This is a genomic window from Pseudomonas sp. HT11, from assembly GCF_044875395.1.
Classification (GTDB): domain Bacteria; phylum Pseudomonadota; class Gammaproteobacteria; order Pseudomonadales; family Pseudomonadaceae; genus Aquipseudomonas.
In genome coordinates this window covers 5,587,052-5,601,994 of the sequence record NZ_CP173217.1, presented here as the reverse complement: position 1 = coordinate 5,601,994, position 14,943 = coordinate 5,587,052, and the positions used below count along the sequence as shown (strand labels likewise).

At 60.3% G+C, this 14,943-nt stretch carries 14 protein-coding genes and 1 pseudogene; 7 read left to right on the top strand and 8 right to left on the bottom strand.

Annotated features, from left to right (window positions below; translation table 11 throughout):
* Window positions 1–73: 73 nt before the first annotated feature.
* The 4 genes from ribA to ABWL43_RS25840 all read left to right on the top strand — a co-directional run bounded on the left by ribA (window position 74) and on the right by ABWL43_RS25840 (window position 2,390).
* The gene (ribA, locus tag ABWL43_RS25855; RefSeq protein WP_017135999.1) at window positions 74–691 is read left to right on the top strand and encodes a GTP cyclohydrolase II; all 618 of its coding nucleotides are present in this window, start codon (window positions 74–76) and stop codon (window positions 689–691) included.
* Entirely contained in the window at window positions 688–1,107 is a 420-nt protein-coding gene (locus ABWL43_RS25850) for an MFS transporter (protein ID WP_145162608.1), read from the top strand. Before ribA ends, ABWL43_RS25850 begins: the two co-directional genes overlap by 4 nt.
* Complete coding sequence (locus tag ABWL43_RS25845) at window positions 1,104–1,904, top strand: cobalamin-binding protein (RefSeq protein WP_404485284.1); 801 nt, start codon at window positions 1,104–1,106, stop codon at window positions 1,902–1,904. Before ABWL43_RS25850 ends, ABWL43_RS25845 begins: the two co-directional genes overlap by 4 nt.
* A gap of 126 nt (window positions 1,905–2,030) precedes the next feature.
* On the top strand, window positions 2,031–2,390 hold the full coding sequence (locus ABWL43_RS25840; protein WP_404485282.1) for a hypothetical protein: 360 nt from the start codon (window positions 2,031–2,033) through the stop codon (window positions 2,388–2,390).
* 106 nt (window positions 2,391–2,496) lie between these two features.
* Here the strand turns inward: ABWL43_RS25840 and ABWL43_RS25835 are convergent, their stop codons facing one another.
* The 8 genes and pseudogenes from ABWL43_RS25835 to ABWL43_RS25800 form a co-directional block, all read right to left on the bottom strand.
* Entirely contained in the window at window positions 2,497–4,398 is a 1,902-nt protein-coding gene (locus ABWL43_RS25835; protein ID WP_404485279.1) for a TonB-dependent receptor domain-containing protein, read from the bottom strand.
* A 140-nt stretch (window positions 4,399–4,538) separates the two neighbouring features.
* Window positions 4,539–6,437, bottom strand: coding sequence for a 1-deoxy-D-xylulose-5-phosphate synthase (gene dxs / locus ABWL43_RS25830; protein WP_242201379.1), 1,899 nt, complete (start codon window positions 6,435–6,437; stop codon window positions 4,539–4,541).
* A 110-nt stretch (window positions 6,438–6,547) separates the two neighbouring features.
* Window positions 6,548–7,435, bottom strand: a complete 888-nt coding sequence (ispA, locus tag ABWL43_RS25825; RefSeq protein ID WP_262208835.1) for a (2E,6E)-farnesyl diphosphate synthase — start codon at window positions 7,433–7,435, stop codon at window positions 6,548–6,550.
* Complete coding sequence (locus ABWL43_RS25820; protein ID WP_003176346.1) at window positions 7,432–7,674, bottom strand: exodeoxyribonuclease VII small subunit; 243 nt, start codon at window positions 7,672–7,674, stop codon at window positions 7,432–7,434. The genes ispA and ABWL43_RS25820 overlap by 4 nt, the downstream gene beginning before the upstream one ends.
* A gap of 85 nt (window positions 7,675–7,759) precedes the next feature.
* Window positions 7,760–8,029, bottom strand: a pseudogene (locus ABWL43_RS25815) (DUF4172 domain-containing protein); the annotation flags it as partial.
* Complete coding sequence (locus ABWL43_RS25810; RefSeq protein WP_404485275.1) at window positions 8,019–8,393, bottom strand: MerR family transcriptional regulator; 375 nt, start codon at window positions 8,391–8,393, stop codon at window positions 8,019–8,021. The pseudogene ABWL43_RS25815 and the gene ABWL43_RS25810, both read right to left, overlap by 11 nt.
* Complete coding sequence (locus ABWL43_RS25805; RefSeq protein ID WP_404485272.1) at window positions 8,332–8,976, bottom strand: NAD(P)H-dependent oxidoreductase; 645 nt, start codon at window positions 8,974–8,976, stop codon at window positions 8,332–8,334. Before ABWL43_RS25805 ends, ABWL43_RS25810 begins: the two co-directional genes overlap by 62 nt.
* 275 nt (window positions 8,977–9,251) lie before the next feature.
* Complete coding sequence (locus ABWL43_RS25800) at window positions 9,252–12,419, bottom strand: hypothetical protein (protein ID WP_404485269.1); 3,168 nt, start codon at window positions 12,417–12,419, stop codon at window positions 9,252–9,254.
* A gap of 606 nt (window positions 12,420–13,025) precedes the next feature.
* Between ABWL43_RS25800 and ABWL43_RS25795 the strand changes: the two genes are divergently transcribed.
* Genes ABWL43_RS25795 through ABWL43_RS25785 form a run of 3 tightly spaced genes read left to right on the top strand, consistent with a single transcriptional unit; the run spans window position 13,026 to window position 14,941 of the window.
* Window positions 13,026–13,607: a YjfI family protein gene (locus tag ABWL43_RS25795; RefSeq protein WP_145162716.1), complete on the top strand. Its 582-nt coding sequence runs from the start codon at window positions 13,026–13,028 to the stop codon at window positions 13,605–13,607.
* Between the two features lie 17 nt (window positions 13,608–13,624).
* Entirely contained in the window at window positions 13,625–14,323 is a 699-nt protein-coding gene (locus ABWL43_RS25790) for a PspA/IM30 family protein (RefSeq protein WP_145162567.1), read from the top strand.
* A gap of 57 nt (window positions 14,324–14,380) precedes the next feature.
* Complete coding sequence (locus tag ABWL43_RS25785) at window positions 14,381–14,941, top strand: rhomboid family intramembrane serine protease (protein ID WP_404485266.1); 561 nt, start codon at window positions 14,381–14,383, stop codon at window positions 14,939–14,941.
* Window positions 14,942–14,943: the final 2 nt, after the last annotated feature.

Here is a 14,943-nt window from a genome sequence, read left to right as displayed (position 1 = left end):
TTCAGCTTAAGCGTCTGTAGGAACCTGCTGTTACAATGGCGCCCTCTGTGAAATCTGAAATCAGGAGCACACGGTGCCCGTCGTTTTCGTCGCCGCTTCCAAGCTGCCTACCCCTTTTGCCACGTTCACCATGAACGGCTTTCTCGAAGAGGCCACTGGCCGCGAGCACGTCGTGCTCAGCCTGGGTGACATCGCCGACGGCGCGCCGGTGCTTGGCCGCGTGCACTCCGAGTGCCTGACCGGCGACGCATTGTTCAGCCAACGCTGCGACTGCGGTTCGCAACTGGAAGCCGCCATGCGCGCCATCGCCCGCGAAGGCCGTGGCGTGCTGCTGTACCTGCGCCAGGAAGGCCGTGGCATCGGCCTGATGAACAAGATCCGCGCCTACGAGCTGCAAGACGGCGGCGCCGATACCGTCGAAGCCAACGAACGCCTGGGCTTTGCCGCTGACCAGCGTGACTATGCGATCTGCCTGCCGATGCTCGAGCACCTGGGCGTGAAATCCCTGCGCCTGATGACCAACAACCCGCGCAAGGTCAAAGCCTTGACCGAGATGGGCATCACCGTGGCCGAGCGCGTGCCGCTGCACACCGGGCAAAACCCGCACAACAAACTCTACCTGGCGACCAAAGCCAGCAAGCTCGACCACATGATGGGCAACGAGCACCAGGGCGAGGTCGACCGCGCGTGACCCGTGGCCAGGTGAAACGGCGACTGTCCTTCAACTGGTGGCAGTACCTGGCCCTGGCATTGCTGCCGCTATTCGTGATCAACCTGGTGTTCGGCCAGGCCCAGTCCCTGCTTCCCGTATTGGCCATGCCGTTCTTTATTGCCGGCGTGGCCTCGATGTTTTTGAGCCTGCGTTATTTTAACGGCTATAAACACGCGCTGATCGCCACCGCCAAAGCCCTCGATACTGCCGAAGAACCGGCTGCCTGGATCACCCTCGCGGCCCGTCGTCGCACGGCGTTGCTGGTGGCGGCCCTACCGGCCTGGATCGGCGCGCTGGCGGTGTTTGTCGGCCTGGAAGCGGTGCCGCTGTTTTTGCTGGCGCTGTCCACCCTGGTGCTGTTTTACCTCTACCGCATCCCGCGTCAATTGGGATGATGCGCTACTGGCTGGCGGTGCTGCTGCTGGCATTCAGTGCCCAGGCGCTGGCGGTTCAGCGCGTCGTCAGCCTGGCGCCTTCGCTCTCTGAAATCGTGGTTGAACTGGGCGCTGCCGATTTGCTGGTGGGCGTGCTTGACGGCGGCGAACGCCCGGCGGTGCTGGCCGAAGTGCCGTCGGTTGGGCATTACGGACAACTGAACATGGAACGCCTGCTCAGCCTCAAACCGGACCTGATCCTGTTGTGGCCCGGCAGCGTCGGCCCGGCGCAGCGTGAGCAATTGCAGCGTCTGAATATCCCCGTGTATGTCGCCGAACCCCATAGCCTCGAACAACTGACCACCCAGGTTCAAGCGATCGCCGAGCAATTGGGCCGCGCCGACGCCGGTCGGCAATTAGCCGCGCAGTTGCGTCTGCGCCTGGCCGAACTGCGCCAACGCTATCAGCGTGCCGAGCCGCTGCGCGTGTTTTACCAGGTATGGAACCAGCCGCTGTACACCGTAGGCGGCGGGCAGATCATCAGCGACGCGCTGAGTGTGTGCGGCGCGCGTAATGTGTTCGATGACCTGAAGCTGCCGGCGCCGCAGGTCAGCATCGAGTCGGTGTTGCAGCGCAATCCCGAAGTGATTCTGGCGGGGGATCAGCCGCAGTTGGACGCCTGGAAGGCCTGGCCGCAGATCGCCGCCGTGGCGCAGGGACGCTTGCTGTTGGTGCCGGACAAAGGCCTGGAGCGGCCCAGCGGCCAGATGGTCGAGGCGGTGGCCGAGCTCTGCGCGTTGATTGCCCCGCAACCCTAGCGTGCGAGAGGCGTGTTGTCCTACCGATTAATAAGATTCTTCCGTTGAGTGGCTCGGCCAGCAGCGGATTACTCTATGGCCCGCGATGCGTGCCGCATGGCGATTATTCCACTACAGGAGGTGGCCATGCGTCGTTTGATCATCGGTGTTTCTACTGCCCTTTTGCTGACCGGCTGCGCGACGCTGGAAGGTGTCTCAACGTTGATGAATTTCTGGGCTGATCCGCTGGTAGAGAAGGCTGGGCGAGGCGAAAGAACCTCCAAGCAGGACATTCTCGCTATCCAGCAGCCCAAGCGCATCACCCCGATTCGTAGTGGCAGCTCACAGTGTTTTGACTATGAACTGGAAAGCCAAGGCAAAAAAAAGGACTTCTACGTCGGCTTTACCGAGGCCGACCGTGTTAACGCCTATGGGTTTATAGACTGCGCCGAGGCCATCAAGGCCGGGTATCTGAGTACGAATGAGCCCATGCGCGAGCGTCGTTGAGGCGCCAAGGGGAGCGGCGCACATGACCCTGCCACTGCAATGCTCGTTCCGACAGCGAGCCATTGCCTGAAAGGTCAATCGATAGGTCGAGGCGCCGGGGCGTTGGTTACAGCTTCGGGGTCCAGGTCAGCCCGAGCATCCAGGTCTGTCCCGCTTCGCGGTAGTCCTGATTATTGGAAAAGTCCGAAGCGTTATAGCTGTAGCGGGCGCGGGCGTATTGGCGGTCCAGCAGGTTGTCGACCTTTAGTGAAATACGGATTTCACGGCTCACCGCCCAACTGCTGCGCAACCCCAGCAGTGCGTATCCACCCAGGCGGTTGCGGTTTTTTTCGTCGTCGTAGCTGCTGCTGATGACCTGCCAACTGGCCCCCAGTCCCAACTTGTCAAATTGTCGATCCAGATCCAGGTTCAACGTGCGGCGTGCACGACGGGCCAGGGTGTGGCCCGTGTCACGGTCGCGCGGGTTGATAAAGGCGGCGCCCAGGTTACTCTGCCAACCAAACAGCTCCTGCTTGAGCGCCGCTTCAAACCCATCGACACGCGCCGACGCCACGTTTTGCGGCTTGCTGGTGCTGTCGAGGATGATCGCGTTGCTTAACTGGGTGCGATACAGCGAGGCTTCCAGGCGCGTGCTGTCACTCAGTTGGCTGCGCCATTGCAGCTCGTAGCTCTTTGACGTTTCGGGCTGCAAGTTGGGGTTGCTGTACTTCGTGTCAGGGTAATAAAGGTCGTTGAAGGTCGGCGCGCGAAAGCCTTCGCTGTAGCTCAGCAGCACGTCATTGTCGGGGTTGATCGGCACGGTGAGGGTGCCGCTCCAGCTGTTCTGGCCGCCGAACTGCTGGTTCTGGTCGCGGCGCAGGCCCAGTTCGGTGGAGAACCACTCGCCGTGGAAGCGATGCTGCACAAAGGCGGCCCGGTTCCAGCGGCTGTTTTCGGTGAAGGTGGTTGAACCGTGGAAACGGTCTTCGTACCAGTCGCCGCCGAGGATCAAGCTGTTCTGGTCATTCAGCGTCAGGTCGTTTTGCCAGTTGACCGAGTCGCGATAGGTATTGAACACGCTGAAATCATCGCTGAGCGTATCGCGCTTGGTATCGAGGTTCTCGCTGTGGCCCAGCTCCAGGCGCGACTGCCAGTGCGCATTGAGCTTGGCGTCGACATAACCGCTGGCGCTGCTCACGGTGTAATCGGTGTAGGGTTTCTGCCCGACAGTTTGCCCGGAAGCCGCGTCGTAGCGGCCGAAGCTGTTGTCGTACTCTGACTTGCCACGGTTATCCAACAGATTGAAACCAACCTCCAGTTCGTCGCTGAAAGCATGGCTGAGGTTGAGGCTGATGGATTGATTGCGGTAGGCATCATGGTCGCCGTCGCTGGGAAACGACTCACGCGTTGAGTTGATACCCGCCGTGTCATCCAGGCTCGCGCCCAGGTTGAAACGCGTGTGTTCATCACCGCCGGAAAGACCGACGCTGCGCTCCCAGGTCTGGTGGCTGCCAAACCCCAGTTTCAAGCGTGGCTGCAGGCCTTGCTCGGCATTACGCCGAGTGAATATCTGGATCACGCCGCCAATCGCGTCGCTGCCGTAGATCACCGAGCGCGAGCCGCGCAGCACTTCCACGCGTTCAATCTGATCGACGTTCAGGTATTGCAGCCCGCTGTCGCCGGAGGTGGTGTTGGCGATGCGCTGGCCATCGACCAGCACCAGGCTTTGCGCGGATTTGGTGCCACGAATATAGATGCCCGGCAAACTGCCACGGCCGCCGGTGGGTGCCACTTGTACGCCGGGCACGCGGCTGAGCAGGTCGGTCACGCTGGTGGGTTGCAGGCGGTCGATGTCATCACGGGTGAACACGGTGTTGGCGGCGCTGCTGTCGTTGCGCGCCTGGACCTGGCGGTTGGCGCTGATCACCACGTCGGGGAGTTTCAGTGCGTCGTCGCGCTCGAAGCTGTCGGCCAGCAGGTCAGGGGCAGGCAGCAGCAGCAAGGGTAGGGCAAGGCGAAGGCGGTTCATGGGCTGTCCATAGCATTTATCAGCAATACAAAACCAATGTGGGAGCTGGCTTGCCTGCGATGCAGGCACCTCGGTTTGTCAGTAAGACCGAGGTGATGCTATCGCAGGCAAGCCAGCTCCCACATTTTTTGAGCCGGTTTCTACAGGCCGAGCAACGCCATGCGCGCGCGCACCGACGCTTCGATACCCGCCTCGTCCAGCCCACACTCTGCCAGCATCTGCGCCGGCTTGGCGTGTTCGACGTACACATCCGGCAAGCCCAGGTGCAGCACCGACTTGAGGATGTTCTCCCGCGCCAGGAACTCGCTGACTGCCGCACCCGCGCCGCCCATGATGGCGTTTTCTTCGACGGTCACCAGCAGCTCATGGCTAGCGGCAATGTCGCGTACCAGGGCTTCGTCCAACGGTTTGACGAAACGCATGTCGACCACGGTGGCGTCGATCTTCTCAGCGACTTTCAGCGCTTCGGCCAATTGCACGCCGAACACCAGAAACGCCGTCTTGCTGCCCTGGCGCCGCACGATCCCTTTACCGATCTCGATCGGCTCCAGGTCTTTCTCGATCACTGCGTTCGGGCCATTGCCGCGCGGGTAACGCACGGCGGCCGGGCCGTTGTACAGGTGGCCGGTGCTGAGCATCTTGCGCAGTTCGTTCTCATCACTCGGCGTCATCACCAGCATGCCGGGGATGCAGCGCAAGTAGGACAAATCGAAACTGCCGGCGTGGGTCGGGCCGTCTTCGCCGACCAGGCCGGCGCGGTCAATGGCAAACAGCACATCGAGGTTTTGCACCGCCACGTCGTGAACCAGTTGGTCATAACCGCGCTGCAGGAAGGTGGAGTAGATCGCGACCACCGGCTTGGCGCCTTCACAGGCCATGCCGGCGGCGAACGTCACGGCGTGCTGCTCGGCAATCGCCACGTCGAAATAGCGCAGCGGGAAACGCTCGCTGAACGCCACCAGGTCGGAGCCTTCCTTCATCGCCGGAGTGATGCCCACCAGGCGCGAGTCGGCCGCGGCCATGTCGCACAGCCACTCGCCAAACACACCGGAGTACTTGGGCCCGCTGGCCTTTTTCGGCGCGGCGGCGGGGGCGTTGAGCGGTTCGAGTTTGGTGATCGCGTGGTAGCCGATCGGGTCAACTTCGGCCGGGGCGAAGCCTTTGCCTTTCTTGGTGACGATGTGCAGGAACTGCGGGCCCTTGAGGTCACGCATGTTGCGCAACGTGGCGATCAGGGTTGGCAGGTCATGGCCATCGATGGGGCCGATATAGTTCCAGCCCAGTTCTTCGAACAGGGTGCCGGGCACCAGCATGCCCTTGGCGTATTCTTCGGTGCGGCGGGCAATTTCCCACGCGCCGGGCAGACGCGAGAGCACCTTTTTGCTGCCTTCGCGCATGCTGGCATAGGTGCGGCTGGAAAGAATTTTTGCCAGGTAATTCGACAGGCCACCGACATTGCGCGAAATCGACATGTCGTTGTCGTTGAGGATCACCAACATGTTGGCGTTCACTTCCGGCGCATGGTTAAGCGCTTCGAAGGCCATGCCGGCGGTCAACGCGCCATCACCGATCACCGCGATCGCCTTGCGATCACTGCCTTGCAGGCGGGCGGCAATGGCCATGCCCAGCGCTGCGCTGATGGAGGTGCTGGAGTGGCCGACGCCAAAAGTGTCGTACTCACTCTCGGCGCGACGTGGGAAGGCGGCCAGGCCGTCCTTCTGGCGCAGGGTGCCCATGCGCTCGCGACGGCCGGTAAGGATTTTATGCGGATACGCCTGGTGGCCCACGTCCCACACCAGCCGGTCGTCCGGGGTGTCGAACACGTAATGCAGGGCGATGGTCAGCTCGATGACGCCCAGGCCGGCACCAAAATGCCCACCGGTCTGACCGACCGTGTAGAGCAATTCCAGGCGCAACTCATCGGCCAGGGTTTCCAGCTCGGCTTCACCCAGTCGACGCAGGCCGTCCGGCGTGGCAGCACGGTCGAGCAGTGGCGTGGACGGGCGTTTGCGGGGAATCTCTTGAAACGTCGTGGGCATCAGGCGAATCGTTATAGGTATAGAAGAGGCGGCAGTTTACCTCAAGCGGTGCAAACTGCCCACGCAGAGCGCCGAACTTGGCCGATATGCGGCTGCAATGGCCGCCATTCTCAGTGGCGGCGTTCGACGATATACCGCGCCAGGTCGCGCAGAGGCTCGGCCGCCGCGTCGAAAGGTCGCAGGGCATCCAGGGCTTGGTCGCGCAGTTCCAGGGCATACGCCTTGGCCGCTTCAAGGCCAAGCAAGGCCGGATAGGTCGGTTTGTCGCGTGCGGCATCCGCGCCTTGGCGTTTGCCCAGGGTCGCGGTGTCACTTTCGACGTCGAGAATGTCGTCCTGCACCTGAAACGCCAGGCCGACAGCCCGGGAATAGGTCTGCAGGGCGGCCAATTGCGCAGCTTCAGCGCGGCCACTGGCCAACGCACCCAGGTGCACGGCGGCTTCGATCAGCGCGCCGGTCTTGTGGCGATGCATATGTTCCAGGGCCTGTTGATCCAGCTTGAGGCTGACCGAACCCATGTCGATCGCTTGCCCGCCGACCATACCGGCCGGGCCTGCGGCCAGGGCGAGTGCGGTCACCATGCGCAGGCTGTTTTCTGCGTTCACGCTATTTAAGCGCGGGTCCAGCAGGGCGCTGAACGCCAGGCTCTGCAGGCCATCGCCGGCCAAAATGGCATAGGCTTCATCAAAGGCTTTGTGGGTAGTCGGCTGGCCGCGACGTAAATCGTCGTCGTCCATCGCCGGCAAATCGTCATGCACCAGGGAATAGGCGTGAATCAGCTCCACCGCACACGCCGCGCCATTGGCCTGCTCGGCCGGCGCGCCCAGCGCTTCACACGCCGCATACGCCAGCAACGGGCGCACACGCTTGCCGCCATTCATCACGCTGTAGCGCATGGCATCGTAGAGACGCTTCATTTCCGGGCTTGGCGCAACAAACAAGGGCTCGAGCGCCGCGTTGACCCGGGCTTGGCTACTGGCCTGATACGCGTCGATCATTCCGGCTGTTCCGCATCGAAAGGTTCTTCGGCCAACTCCCCGTCACGTTCCAGCAGAACCTGGACCTTCTGCTCCGCCTGCGCCAACGCGCTCTGGCAGTCGCGCGTCAGGCCGATGCCTTGCTCGAACGCCGTCAACGAGTCTTCCAGCGACAACTCGCCGTTCTCCAGACGCTCGACCAGTGTTTGCAGGTCAGCGAGGGATTGTTCGAAATCGAGTGCAACTTTTTTGCGGGCCATGGCGGCTATTCCGGTAGACGGTAAACCGGCGCGACACTAGCAGACATGGGGATTGTGGGCAAATGAGCGGGTGGCTTCAGTCGCTTCAGCCATTGATTTGATAGCGCGTACTACGGCCTCCGCCAGGCAAACGGAACAGGCAGTTTTTTTCCAACAGATCAGTAAGATGCCGGGTTGCGGTGGCCTTGGACACCTTCGCCACTGCCTGGTACTGCGCGGCGTTAATGCCGTGTTCGAAGCCTTTTTCAGCGCCGTCGAGCAGGCGGTTGAGTACCTTGATCTGTTCGGCAGATAACGAGAGGTCGCGGTGCTGCTGCCAAAACCGGGTCTTGGCCAGAACTCGGTCAATTCGCGCTTATTGACGGGCACTGCCCTTGCGCGTCCTTGAGCTGCGCTTCAAACGCCATCAACTCCGCCTGCATCTGCTGCAACCTGGCAATCTGCCCGGCCAGTTCGCGCTTCTTGCTGGCGATAACCTGGTCTGCACGCTCCCAAGGCAAAACATCGCCCTCGTGCCCGTGCAGAATTCCCTGCAACTCCTTGAGCTTGAACCCCAACTGCTGGGCGCACTTGATCAACGCCAGCAGCTCGACACTTTGCGCCGAATAGACCCGATAACGCCCCTCCCGCTGCGGCGCAGGCAACAGGCCTATCGCCTCATAGTGACGAATCGCCTTGATGGTCGTGCCCGACAGTTGCGCGGCTTTGCCGATGTACATGAAAACTCCCTTTTCCCATTAGTCCGCCAGCCTGAGTCAGCCACTTTGCCCGCTGCGCTGGCGTAGAGGCCAACAGCGGCCCGAACATCAACGTCTTGGTCGGCTTGATGCCGCAAAACGCCAGTGTGGTGCTGCGCACCTGATGAATGCCGGGCATGCGGTAGAACCAGCGGTAATACCACGGCGGCGTGTCCAGGGTCACCAACACGTGCGCGGTTCGGCCGAGCAGCAGCTTGTCAGGAAACGACTTGCCTTCGCGGTATTTAAAGGCAAAGCCGGGTAGGAAAATACGGTCGATGAACCCTTTCAATAACGCCGGAATACCGCCCCACCAGATCGGGAAAACGAATGCCAGATGGGTGGCCCAGAGGATGTCGGACTGGGCGCTGAGCAAGTCAGGTTCCAATGGTTGGATCTGTGTGTAGCCGTGGTGAAGCACGGGGTCGAAAGTGAGGTCGCCCAAGGGTAGGACGCGTACTGGGTGGCCGGCGATTTTTGCACTGTGGATGTAGGCATCGGCCAAGGCTGAGCAGAAGCTCGTGCCGCAAGGGTGGCCGAGGATGACCAGGATGCGCTGGGGCATAGGGTGATGTCCTGAAAAGGGAGCTTTCAGGGTAGGGTGTGCCGTATAGGGGAGAGTCAAGCGCCGGACCGTGCCGCGCCTCAAGGCGCTCAGTTAAGCGAACGCAATACTCAAAGCCGCGAAGATCAACTGTGGGAGCGGGCTTGCCCGCGAAGACGTCGGCCCAGCAAACAATGATGTTGACTGAACCAGCGCTTTCGCGGGCAAGCCCGTTCCCACAGGGATTTACGCTTGACTGAACAGCATGGGCTTGGCTGATAAATGCCTACGCAACATCAAGCCGTGTGCTTGCTCCCCGTTTCCATGTCCGTGCTGCCCCAAGGCCGCCAGTCGTCGGTGTGCCGTTCACTGCCATGCGGCCCGCTGGAGCTGGTGCCGCCTGCGAGGAATTTCTCCCACAGGTTTTTGCTGTCCGGGTCGCTGTCTTTGTGCAGGTAGGGCGCCAGTCGCGCCAGCGAGCTGCCTTTTTTGTCTTCGGTTTCCTGGAAGTGTTTCCACTCGTCCGACTGATACTCGAACATCGACTTGTCGTCCGGCGTGTCGCGGCCGCCGTACATGTAGGTGGCATAGCGCGCGTATTCGAGCTTGTCGCCCCAGTCGTCCTTGGTCACGCCGGCGTCGGCGAGGTCTTTGAAGAACTTGCCTTGGGAGTCGGTGAGTTTTTGCATTTTGGCATGCTCGACCGCCTCGGCAATCAGGGTGCCTGCGACCCCGAAGATCACACCCGCCACGGCGAAAACCGGACCCGCCACTCGCGCGCCGATGGCGAGCCCGCGTATGACCGTCGCGGCAACATCACCGGCCAGTTTGCCTGCCAGGTGAGCACCTTTGGGGGCGAACATCGCGATGGTATTGGCGATCGCCATACCCGTACCGGACGCACCTCCACCCAGCGTGAAGGCAGCGTCAGTTTTTTCCAGTGCGGTCTTGGCGTTTTTCAGTTTGCGCGCGCCGGAAACGATGTCCATCACGCCGCCGGTCAAGTCCAGGCCGGAGCCGCCCATAAACCGCAGGAACGAGCGCCCGGAGGCGATCGCAATTTCGGATTTGGACGCCGGCGTACCTTTGCCGGGGAGGTCCTTGACGCCCATGTGTTCGCCCAGGGTTTTGGCGGCGCTGTCGTACTCCTTAACCTCATCGGCCGACAGATTGCCTACGTCGAGTTTCTTGAGAGTGTCGGAAGCTTCCTTGACGCGGGTGCTGATGGATGCGGCCAGCGCGTCAGATTTTTCAGTGGTTTTCTTACCCCAGATGTCCGGGAGGTTCTCATCGATCAGCCCGAGCCATTCAGTGGCCTTGATTTTTGCCGGGCCTTTACCGTCTTTGTCCACGTCAGGTTCATAGGGTTTGGTGCCACCCAGGGTTTCCACAATGTTCGAACCGAACTTGAGGAAGTCGTTGGTGAAGCTCAAGCCGGCGACCAGGTCTTTCGCGGCGGCGATCTTCTGGTCGTCGGTCATGTTGCCGCCGCCATTGGCGAGCTGCAGCGCGCCGCTGACCAGGTTCATGGTGCCCGCCATGGCACTGAGCCCGCCGGTGGAGCTGGCGGTGTGCAGCACTGTCTTCAGGGAGCCAGCGGCCGCTTCGCGATTGGCGCCCAGGCCCTTCAATTGAGTGTCGACCACCTTGTCGATGGCTTTCGGGTCGCCGCTGGCAGCCGCGAGACGAATGGCCGCTGCGATCTGTTTGTTCTCTGCCGGTGTCAGCCCTTTGATATGGCCGTCGAGGATGTCGATCTCATCCTTCATCTTTTTGTACATGTCGTAGGCTTTGTCGCCCTTGTCCAGGCCACCCAGGGCGGCGTTGATACCGCCCTTGATCATCGTGAACGAGGCCTTCAGCCCACTTTCGGTATTTTCCGGCGAGACCTTGTCGGGGTTTTCCATGTAGGTGTTGAGCTGGTGCGTCATCATGTTCTGGTCGAACGTCTGTTTGCGCGCGGTGTAGCTGTCCGGTTCGAGAATGCGCAGCGACTCGAAATAGCGGTCTACATCCAACTCGGCCATTTCCGATTTCTTCGGATCACCCGAGTCATTCATCGCGATCACATATTCCTCGAAGTTCAAGTTGGCATCACGGGTGCCGTCTTTGAAGAGGGCCGGGAATACTTGTTCGCGCACTTCATTCAACCGATCTTGCGACAAACTACCGACACTTTTCTGTAGTTCTGCGTCGTAGCGATCCTTAATCCCTTCCTTGCCCATCAACGTGGAAATTTCTTTGGCGAGTTTGTCCTCGTCGACCATCTCTTTGACGTCTTTGCCGTTCAACTGCGTCGGCGTCTTATCCGTCTCACGGTAAGTGCCGCTGCCCAGGTTGATGCTCTCCGCGTAGCCGTACAGGTCGTAGCCGTTGTCCAGCGCGGCCTGGGCGTCCATCAGCTTGACGATCTTGGCCTCGTCCGAGTCTTCGGCCAGCTTGCCGCTCTTGATGTCATCGCGAATGCCCTGCACAAAGTTCTCGGCCGTCTGGCCGCCCACGGTCTTGTCGTTGGGCAACTCCATGTCCATCAGGCCTTCGGCACCGAAGGTCGGGATGTTGTATTTGTCGCGCAGGGCTTGCACGTCTTCGGGCTCATCGGGCGGCGCGGCCTTGTCGGTGTGCGTCGCGTCTTTAACGTGCATCAGGTCGCCTTTGAGGCTCGAATAGCCGTACTTGCCGAAATCCTGCAAGCGCCCGGCCTCGGTGCCATGGCGGGCTTCCTTGTCTTTGGTGAAGCCATCAATGCTGTCGTTGTCTTTATTCCTGGCGTCGATACCGGTGAGCAAATGGCCGTTTTCATCGATGCTCACCACATGTTCCAGCACCTGGGTGGCGCGGTACGCGGCGTCGGCGTCGTTCTCGAAATCGCCCACTTGCTTCTTGAGGTTGTCCTTCACGTCACTCTGATTGCCGAGGTTTTTCAGCAGCGGTGTGGCGTCGATAATCTCCTTGGCCGAGCGCGTGTCACCGTCGGGGCGCTTCTGCTGGTCGCCCAAATCCGACTTCACCACCTCGCCGCGCAGGCTGGAATAGCCATACTTGCCGAAATCCTGAAGCCGGCCCGCCTCAGTGCCATGCCGCGCCTCGCCATCTTTGGTGAAGCCGTCGATGCTGTTGTTGCCCACATCCTTGCCATCGGTCAGCTTGCCGTCTTCGTCGATGTATTCGACATGCTCCAGCACCTTGGAGGCGCGATAGGCGGCGTCCGCGTCTTTCTCAAAATCGCCGACCTGCTTTTTAAGGTTGTCCTTCACCCCGCTTTGATTACCGAGCTGGGCGAGCAGCGGCGTGTCATCAATAATTTGCTGGGCCGAGCGGGTATCACCTTCGGGGCGTTTCTGGCCTTTACCCAACTCGTCCTTGGGTGCAGACGCTTTTTCGACGGATTTTTCCCAGGCAGCGACGGAGCTTTTTTGAGTGACCGCTGCGTCCTTTGGGGTCGTTTCTACCTTCGCTACCATGGTACTTCTCCTGATCTAATTATTACGCCTGCCACTTTTAAAACGCGCAGGGCCGCACAACTTCCCAGGTAACTTACCCGAGGCGGTTTATTGAATAACGAGAGGGCGGCCTTAGTTGGTTGGCCGCTGGGCGTTGCTGCTGTGAAAGATGACGTCACGGAACTTAGCACGGACTATTAGCCCATTCGCAAAGCCTTCACAACAATTCACAACGGCGAGGTTATTTCGGAACATTTATGGAGTAGGGCGGGTATTGGCAAAAAAGCCTGACGTTCAACGCGGGCTTATCGTAGAGCGCGGCAAGCTGGGTGGCGGTGCGCCGCTCCCGCCAAAGAACCGTTCATCAGATTTCAATGCCGGCAGAGACATTCTTAAGCGGAGGGTGCTTTTTGACCGGCGCAACGAACCAGGAAAAATCTCACGCGTGAGCTATTGAGCCTCGCCAACATTGCCTGTAGATTTTCTCACGCGTGAGTTTTTCACAACGAGGTCAGCACCATGAAAAGCAGCTCTCCATCGAGCCCGCCAGCAGGGCCCGATCCTGATTCAGCAAGCCGCAAGGGAGAGCGCTTGAAGTCGCCCGCGAAAAAACCATCGAGCTTTTACATGAAGCAGATGCGCGCGGGCCTGACGGCCGCCGGTTATGTGAAACACGAGACTTGGGTGCTTCCCGAAAACCGAAGCCTGCTCAAGCAAATGGAGAAACAGCTTCGCCAACCGATTCTGGCTGGCTCATTCATGTCGGAGAATTTCATGAGCGCAGGTACTAACTGGAATATCGATCGCCTCTTCACAGCGCTTCAGGCCTTGGATGAAGTGGTTTCCAACGACATTACGCTTTCTCTCGTTCAGGGCGCCGAGTCCAGCATCAAGCTGGAAATGAACGACTTCGGGGGCTTGCCGATTTACATCGCGGTGGTCGGCGAACAGATCATCGTGGACACCGTGCTGGTCGACGTCGAGTCCATCAATGACGTAACGGCATTCAATGACGCGGTGCTGCGCAGCCGCGAAATGTTCCCGCTTTCGTCGATCGGCATCGAGTCCATGCCTAACGGCCAGGTTGTTTACAACATGTTCGGTGCGTTGAGCTCCGACTCCAGCCTGACCAACATCGTGACTGAGGTGAAAACCCTGGTCGACAACGTGCAGCGCGCCAGCGAAGCCTTCGAACGTTTCTTCAATTAAGTATTCGGGAGTATCCAATGACTCAGTCCATCTGGAGCAAATTGTTCACCGCGCTGCGTGGCGGTGCCAGCGAAGTCGGCGAATCGATCGTTGACCAACAAGCCCTGCGCATCCTCGACCAGGAAATTCGCGACGCCGACACGGCGCTGGCCAACGCCAAGCGTGAGCTGGTGAGCATCATGGCCAAGCACAAACTGGCGACTGATCGCGTCGGCGAGTACGACGCCAAGATCAAGGACCTGGAGTCCAAGGCCATGGCCGCTATCCAGGCCAATCGTGAAGACCTGGCCATGGAAGTGGCCGAAGCCATTTCGACCCTGACCAACGAACGTGACGTCGAGCAAAAGCAGGCCACGGAGTTTGGCGGGTACGCCGACGGCATGCGCAAGGACATCACCAAAGCCGAAAGCCGGATCAAAAGCCTGCGCCAGCAAGTGGACATGGCCAAGGCGCGCGAAAGCGTACAGAAGGCCCAGGTCAGTGCGTCCATCGCCAGTGGTGGCGCCAACGGCAAGCTGGAAACCGCCGTCGGTACCCTGAATCGCTTGCAGGCCAAACAGCAGCAACGTGCCGCTGAACTGCAAGCCCAGGATGAACTGGCTGAGGCATCCACGGGCACCGACCTGGAGCGCAAGCTGCGCGACGCCGGTATTACGCCGGACACAGGCAGCGCCAATGCGATTCTGGAACGCCTGAAGCAAAAGTCGGCCGAGTAAGCCGCGCCGAAGCAAGAAGGGCAGGCGCTGCCCTTCTTTTTTTACATCGAGGTCAGGATGGATGCCCTGAAGGGTTTCAAGACAATCGCAGGCGTGGCGCTGTTGATGGTCGCGCTGCAACTGGTCAATGTGGCGACCGGTTATAGCCTCATGGCATTCGGCCTGATCCCGAGAACGGTGCAGGGGCTGCTCGGCATCCTCACCTCACCGTTTTTGCACGCGTCGTTTGCTCATCTGAGCGCAAACCTGATCGCCTTTTTGGTCCTGGGCACCTTGGTCATTGTCGAAGGAGTCCATCGGTTCATTGCCGTCAGTGCGATCATTATTCTGCTGGGCGGTTCGCTGGTCTGGCTGTTCGGTTTCAGCGGCGTACACATCGGTGCCAGCGGCTGGGTATTCGGGCTCTGGGCCTACCTGCTGTCTCGCGCCTGGTTTCATAGAAGCTGGAGCAACCTGATAACGGCCGGTGTTGTAGCGGTGCTGTATGGTGGCCTGGTCGTGGGTTTCCTGCCTCGTCAGGGGATCTCGTTCGAGGGGCACTTCTTTGGCGCGTTCGCCGGGTTTATTGCAGCCAAGGTACTTCTATCCTCGCCGCGCAGCAGGTTTAATGCCGGGTGAAC

Excerpts from the sequence above, each read along its gene's own strand:
- ABWL43_RS25795 (WP_145162716.1), top strand. The coding sequence starts at position 13,026 with ATGAAGCAGATGCGCGCGGGCCTGACGGCCGCCGGTTATGTGAAACAC.
- ABWL43_RS25835 (WP_404485279.1), bottom strand. The coding sequence starts at position 4,398 with ATGAACCGCCTTCGCCTTGCCCTACCCTTGCTGCTGCTGCCTGCCCCT.
- ABWL43_RS25805 (WP_404485272.1), bottom strand. The coding sequence starts at position 8,976 with ATGCCCCAGCGCATCCTGGTCATCCTCGGCCACCCTTGCGGCACGAGC.
- ABWL43_RS25840 (WP_404485282.1), top strand. The coding sequence starts at position 2,031 with ATGCGTCGTTTGATCATCGGTGTTTCTACTGCCCTTTTGCTGACCGGC.
- ABWL43_RS25845 (WP_404485284.1), top strand. The coding sequence starts at position 1,104 with ATGATGCGCTACTGGCTGGCGGTGCTGCTGCTGGCATTCAGTGCCCAG.
- dxs (WP_242201379.1), bottom strand. The coding sequence starts at position 6,437 with ATGCCCACGACGTTTCAAGAGATTCCCCGCAAACGCCCGTCCACGCCA.
- ABWL43_RS25785 (WP_404485266.1), top strand. The coding sequence starts at position 14,381 with ATGGATGCCCTGAAGGGTTTCAAGACAATCGCAGGCGTGGCGCTGTTG.
- ABWL43_RS25820 (WP_003176346.1), bottom strand. The coding sequence starts at position 7,674 with ATGGCCCGCAAAAAAGTTGCACTCGATTTCGAACAATCCCTCGCTGAC.
- ABWL43_RS25810 (WP_404485275.1), bottom strand. The coding sequence starts at position 8,393 with ATGTACATCGGCAAAGCCGCGCAACTGTCGGGCACGACCATCAAGGCG.
- ABWL43_RS25800 (WP_404485269.1), bottom strand. The coding sequence starts at position 12,419 with ATGGTAGCGAAGGTAGAAACGACCCCAAAGGACGCAGCGGTCACTCAA.
- ispA (WP_262208835.1), bottom strand. The coding sequence starts at position 7,435 with ATGATCGACGCGTATCAGGCCAGTAGCCAAGCCCGGGTCAACGCGGCG.
- ABWL43_RS25790 (WP_145162567.1), top strand. The coding sequence starts at position 13,625 with ATGACTCAGTCCATCTGGAGCAAATTGTTCACCGCGCTGCGTGGCGGT.